The following is a 6498-nucleotide window of genomic DNA, read 5'->3' on the forward strand; positions in this document are numbered from 1 at the left end:
AATTAAATTAAAAATGGATTTTAGGTTCGATCCCCCCTGCCCCCCTTGATAAGGGGGGTGCCGATAGGCGGGGGGATCTACCCTTGATAAGGGGGGTGCCGATAGGCGGGGGGATCTACCCTTGATAAGGGGGGTGCCGATCCCCCCTTAATCCCCCCTTGATAAGGGGGGTTTCTGATAATTTTTAACGCCTACCTACTTAACTTATCGTTTAGGCAATGAAAGCATCCCGCTTGAATCTGTCTTCCTCTTTGTGTTCTTTGTGCCTTTGTGGTTTATCCCCAGAGCCAATCCGACTTTTAAAACCCAGTTATCGAGCGTTTCTCGCCAATCGCCGCTATTTATTGTGATAAGCCGCCTGTAGGTCCCGAATCGAAAACAAAGCTTGAAACTGTATTCCCTGAGATTGGTAAAATTCCGCCCCTCCTTGTTCTCTATCCACCAAAGCAATGATTAAATCTACTTGATAACCCGCATTGCGTAATCTTTCTACCGCTACCATAGCACTTTTCCCCGTTGTCACCACATCTTCGAGGACAACCACCGCAGCCCCGGGGTTTAAAGTCGGCCCCTCGATATAAGCCATGGTTCCGTGACCTTTTGCCTCTTTACGGACGATTAAGGCTGGAATAGGGCGATTTTCGTAGGCAGATACCACACTAACAGCACTGACAATCGGATCCGCTCCTAGGGTTAATCCTGCCACCGCTTGGGTATCTGGAGGCAGTAGAGACAGCAATAAACGCCCCACGGCTAAAGCTCCCTCAGCATTGAGGGTAACTTGTTTACCGTTGATATAGTAGCTGCTTTTTTGTCCTGAGGACAGGGTGAAATCCCCCTCTCGATAGGCAAGACGGACAAGAGCATCGAGGAGGAATTGACGCAGGGAAGCAGTGTCAAGATTCGCTGCCGAAGAATTAGCCATATTTTCAGAATTAGGAGCCTGATTGACTCCAAAATTTCGGTTACAATTAAGCCAAAAGTCATTATATATTGACTCGATCGCTAAGTAGTTGGTTATAATTAAATTAAAAATGGATTTTAGGTTCGATCCCCCCTTAATCCCCCCTTGATAAGGGGGGTGCCGATAGGCGGGGGGATCTACCCTTGATAAGGGGGGTGCCGATCCCCCCTTAATCCCCCCTTGATAAGGGGGGTGCCGATCCCCCCTTAATCCCCCCTTGATAAGGGGGGTGTCTAAAGGTTTTTAATATCCACCCACTTAGTATTAATTTCTTTCTCATCCCATTGACGCGATTTTTTAATTAACCCTATCCCTGTGAGGAGATTTTTACCCATGCGCGCTAAGTTTTTACTTCCTCCCCTGTTTTGTTTAACCGGTTTAGTCTGGTTAAGTTCGTCTAATGCGATCGCCCAAAATTCACCCGCCACCAATCCTGCACCGGTAAAAACCCAACAATTGCAACTTGTCCCCTCTCCCGATACGGCGGTGGGATTTAATAATATCCCCGGTTTGTTTAACCGCGCTGTTAATAACAATACGGGTCGTTTCTACGACTACACCAGCATTTTAGGACAGTTCAACTCTCGGGAGGGTTGGCGTACTTTTATGCAAGGTTCCTATTTCGATAATATGATTACCCGGGATGCCAAATTGGTCGAAACTTTATACTATGATGTTATGCAACAGCAACAGTCTGGTCCTTTAATTCGCACCCAAGATTTACCCAATCCCTTCGATACTTCCCTACAGGAAAATCCCAGTTATTTAAGTCCAGGCGGATTTTAATCTACCAATTCAGACTTGAATTGGCTAAGTAGCTGGTTATAATTAAATTAAAAATGGATTTTAGGTTCGATCCCCCCTGCCCCCCTTGATAAGGGGGGATCGGCACCCCCCTTAATCCCCCCTTTGATAAGGGGGGTGTCTGACAACTTTTAACGCCTACCTACTTCACAATGTAATCGGTCGAGAATCTTCTTTGAAGGTTCCCGAACTGCGGCAAGATACCTTTTTAAGTTCAATCGAAGCTCCCTGAGAAGCTAAACTCTCACCCATTTGGCAATATCAAGGGTTTTGTCATAACGATAGCTCATGCCATCATTGGCAATAATCGTTTGACCTCGACTGGCTTTATTTTTGATGGTACTTAAGCTATAGTTGGTCAGTTTTTGCATTTCTTGATGGGTAAAATTGTCTTGATTGTTCATTTCAGAGACAATTTCTATCGTTTCATCAACGGTTTGCTCATTGTTGGTATGAGTTGCAATCGCTGTTGATGGATGATAGTCTGCCATGCTCATTAAACGCCAAGTAGAATCCTCGGAAAGTTCCAAAACCCTTTGATGATAGTTAAACAAACTTTCTCGATGTCCGACACTAATAAAGGTCTTGCCAGTTTGTTGTAACTGTTTATATAAATGATCTTCATTTTTTAAATCTAAAGCACTGGTGGCTTCATCTAAAATCACAAAATCTGGCTGATTAACGAATAGTCGCGCAAAGGCTAGACGCTGTTGTTCTCCTAAAGATAAAATATTTTCCCAATCCACTTCCTCATCAAAATTTTTGATGCGATTAAGAACATCTTGTAGGTTAACTTCTTGTAAGATTTCTTTTAATTGGGATTCACTCATCTCCGTTGTCGTTTGAGGATAAATTAGCTGTTCGCGCAAGTTTCCTAAAATGATGTAGGGACGTTGGGGTAAAAATAATAAATCGTCGAGGGGAGGTCGCATCAAATGACCTGTCCCTGTATTCCATAACCCAGAAATAGCGCGTAAAAGAGAACTTTTTCCTCGACCACTTGGCCCAACAATTAATAAACCTTCCCCTGGTTCAACGGACAGGGATAAATGTTCAACAATCACTTTAGCAGCATCGGGAGTTTGTAAGGTGACATCCTCAAAAGTTAGATTGTTATCTTCAATGACTTGAATGGTATTAACTGGGTTGGTTTGTTCGCTTACATCCTCTAAAGCTTGGGAAAAATCTTCTAAACGTTCAATATAATTAATAAACTCACCGGAGCGTCCAAATTCATCGACTAACACGGATAAAGCTGTGGAAAAGAAATAGCAACAATAGCTGGCTTGATTAACTTGTCCAAATTCAATTCTACCACTAATATATAATGGGGAAACAATTAAGAAGGGGAAGATTTGAACAATGGATTCGTAGCCGCGGTTAAAAAATTCTTGGTTTCTTTCCCAATTAATTTTTTCAATGATAATTTTAATCACCTGATTGAACTTCCTTTGAATAATATTTAACTCTTTTTCTTCTCCTCTAAAAAATGCAATTGATTCAGCGTGAGTCCGAACATGAGTAATGGCGTATTTATAGGTTCCTTCGGTTTCTAATTGTTGTTTATTGACTTTATTTAATTGTTGAGTAATATAGGTAGCAAGAATATTTCCAATAATCGTATAAACCAGAAGCACTATAGAAATGGTTCTAGAAATTGACCAAAGGATGACAATAAAAACCAGCATCTCCATGAGTTTTTCGACGCAGGTTGTTAAAAAGTCCATCGTTGTTCTGGTGATGGGTTGAATTTCTTGGGATAAACGTTGATCTGGATTTTCAATATCTCTTTTAAAATTGATTTGATAATAAGCACGATTTTTAAAATATTTTTGCAAGATACTACTATTGATCCATTGATACCAATCCAGCGCAATTAGTTGTTTAAGAAACTTGGACAATCCTCCGAAAAACGTCATACTACCTAGGGTAATCCCATAAATAATGACAAGATGAGTTAATTTTTCTACATCCCTAGCTTCTGTGAAGGTAATTAAGTCTCTAAAAACAAAACTATTAAACGCATTAAGACCTACTAATCCCACTAATAATAAAAACAATAAAACGAGCATTCCCCAGGCACGAATAATCTGTGAAAAGGCTCTATCCTGGTGTTCTTTAGGATACCAATAAACTTGAATAAATCTTAAAAATTCTTGAAGAGATTGATTGAAAGTTCGGACATCTTCTTTGAGATTTATACTATCTGAGTTTTTTTCAGCAACATTCATAGGATTCTCCTTACTCTAAAATGAGGGACATTAGAACTTTGAATGTCTATCTCTTGAGTTAGACATTAATTCAGCATACCATAAAAATCTGCATTATTATCAGAAATTATATTATTACTATTTTCTGGATTTTCTACAGTTCAGGAATGAATACTAACCGAATTGAATCAGATTCATAATCGTTTGATAATTTTGGCAGGATTACCAGCAACAACAGTAAAAGGTTCTACATCTTTTGTTACAACAGAACCTGCTCCAATAATTGCTCCTTTCCCAATCGTAAACCCTTTAAGAATACCAACATTAAATCCAATCCAAACATGATCTTCTATCACCACGGGTGCAGATTTTACATCAACATCCTTAGCATCCTTAATCAGATTATTCAAAATGACTACTTCCACAAATTCTTTCTGTCTTAAAATGTAATTTAATGAATGAGCATCGGTATCATAAATATTGACATCATCGGAAATCATAACTTCGTTTCCAATTTTGATAGAATTAGCTGATCTAATTCGAGTTTTTTCACCAATATAACAATTTTTACCTATTTCTATTTTTCCACCATGAGCAAATAAAAATAATTCACCCAATATGACGGTATTCTCTCCAATTTGAATTAGACTTTTATCCTCCCTAAGGTTTATACACTTTCCGATAAATTTGACGGAACTGTGAAATGTAGCATTGTCGGAAAGTTTTTTATGTTTTTCGATCCGTTCTTGTTCTTCTAAAAATTTTGAAATTAATAAATATAATTGATGTTTTAAGTTAAACATAATATTTTCCTCGTGAAATTGATCACCTATTTTTGGGGAATGAGATAAGCTGGTAAAATTCAGATTAATGGCTGTAATTAAATCGACATTTATTATCTTAAAAACTCACTTTTAGTAAAATATTCAAAATAAGTTTTTAACAATTTTTGATCAATCGGGGGAAAATTAAAGGCCGTACCCTTTAACCCCATCACCGTATTTTGAGAATCCAACTCGGGGGAATAACCTGCGGATAAATTTTCATCGGAAAAAATATCTAACACCGGAGATAAAGCGTTATCTGTATTAATTTTACATTGTTCTGTTAAATGCGATCGCCATTTTTCAAAAGAAACCAACTGCAAGGGATAACCCATTTCCCGAACACAATCAAATAACTCACGATTTAAGGTTGGGTGAGAATTCAACAAATGAAATGCTTTCCCTAAAGAGCTTTCTTGACTGGCTAAATGTACAATTGCACCACTCACATAATCCACAGGAGTGAGGTCGTCTGTACTGTCACCAAAATCAGGAATCATTCCTAATTGAATACAGCCTTTAATCATACGACAAAACAAATCTTCTCTATTACAAATTCCGGTTTTACTATGTCCAATAATTCGAGATGCTCTAAAAATTGTAATCGGAAGTCCCCGCTTTCGAGCTTCCATGATTAATTTTTCGGCAACCCATTTACTTTGAGTATAACCAGCATTGAGTCCATGATTTATACCTAAAGGATCAGATTCTTGAATTAAGTTTCCTTGAGCATAACTGGGGGAAAAAACAGAAGTTGTCGAGACAAAATGAACAGGTTTAGTTTTAATTAAGCACGCTAATCTCAAGATTTCTGCTGTTCCTAAAACATTAGTGGGTTTCAGTATTGAATAGGGATAAATGGCATTAACCCAAGCTCCATTATGATAAATCACATCAATTTGATTGGCTAATTCCAGAAAATCAGGTTGACACATTCCTAAACGTTGTTGGGATAAATCACCAATAACAGGAATAATACGAGAGCTTTTCTGTTCATCCCATAATTGAAAGGTTTTTAATTTCTGGTAAATTTTCGCTTGAGCTTGTTCTAAATCTTTGTCTCGAATTAAACAATGAATATTAGCTTCTGTTTTATCCAACAATTCAGCTAATAAATGAATTCCAAGAAAACCCGTAGCTCCTGTTAGCAAAATATCAGCAGGTTTTTGAGGAAAGAAAGTCAGAATATTCTGCGGTTGAATGGAGGGGTCTAAGGTGATTTCAACTTGCCAATGTGGGATTTGAACACTCTCAATTTTATCAGATAAATTCAAGTCTAAATTAGAGGATAATCCTGCTACCGTCGGTTCTGAAAAAAGATAGTTTAAAGGAATATTAATAGCTAATTGTTCTCGCAGTCGAGAAATCACTTGGGTAGCTTTTAAAGAATGGCCACCTAAGTCAAAGAAATTATCGAAAATACTAATTTGCTTTAACCCTAAAACATCTTGCCAAATCTCAGCAACAATTTTTTCTGTAGCTGTCCGAGGTGCAATCATCGTTTTTTGATCCTGACTTGCGGTGGGTGCAGGTAAAGCGCGACGATCTACCTTAAGATTAGTAGTAAGGGGTAAAGATTCCAGAAAAACAAAAGCTTGAGGAACCATATACAAAGGCAATTTACTGGACAGAAACTGACGCAGTTCACTAATCATCGGTATGCGTTCATAATGAGCTACTATGTAGGCGACTAAAT

The 6498-nt window shown here is 38.3% G+C and carries 5 protein-coding genes; 1 reads left to right on the forward strand and 4 read right to left on the reverse strand.

Annotated features, from left to right (window positions below; all coding sequences use genetic code 11):
- Positions 1 to 337 precede the first annotated feature (337 nt).
- Entirely contained in the window at positions 338 to 925 is a 588-nt protein-coding gene (gene pyrE, locus IM515_RS20245; protein ID WP_287629934.1) for an orotate phosphoribosyltransferase, read from the reverse strand.
- 372 nt (positions 926 to 1297) lie between these two features.
- Between pyrE and IM515_RS20250 the strand changes: the two genes are divergently transcribed.
- A complete protein-coding gene (locus tag IM515_RS20250; protein ID WP_287629935.1) occupies positions 1298 to 1750 on the forward strand; it encodes a porin in 453 nt (150 codons plus the stop codon).
- Between the two features lie 254 nt (positions 1751 to 2004).
- Here IM515_RS20250 and IM515_RS20255 read toward each other — a convergent pair whose 3' ends face one another.
- The 3 genes from IM515_RS20255 to IM515_RS20265 all read right to left on the reverse strand — a co-directional run.
- Positions 2005 to 3999, reverse strand: coding sequence for an ABC transporter ATP-binding protein/permease (locus IM515_RS20255; RefSeq protein WP_287629936.1), 1995 nt, complete (start codon positions 3997 to 3999; stop codon positions 2005 to 2007).
- 173 nt (positions 4000 to 4172) lie between these two features.
- Complete coding sequence (locus IM515_RS20260) at positions 4173 to 4781, reverse strand: acyltransferase (protein WP_287629937.1); 609 nt, start codon at positions 4779 to 4781, stop codon at positions 4173 to 4175.
- Positions 4782 to 4873: 92 nt separating this feature from the next.
- A partial coding sequence (locus tag IM515_RS20265) for a thioester reductase domain-containing protein (RefSeq protein ID WP_287629938.1) occupies positions 4874 to 6498 on the reverse strand: 1625 nt, incomplete at its 5' end.

The sequence above is a fragment of the Microcystis sp. M44BS1 genome (genome assembly GCF_020244875.1).
Taxonomy (GTDB): Bacteria; Cyanobacteriota; Cyanobacteriia; order Cyanobacteriales; family Microcystaceae; genus Microcystis; species Microcystis panniformis.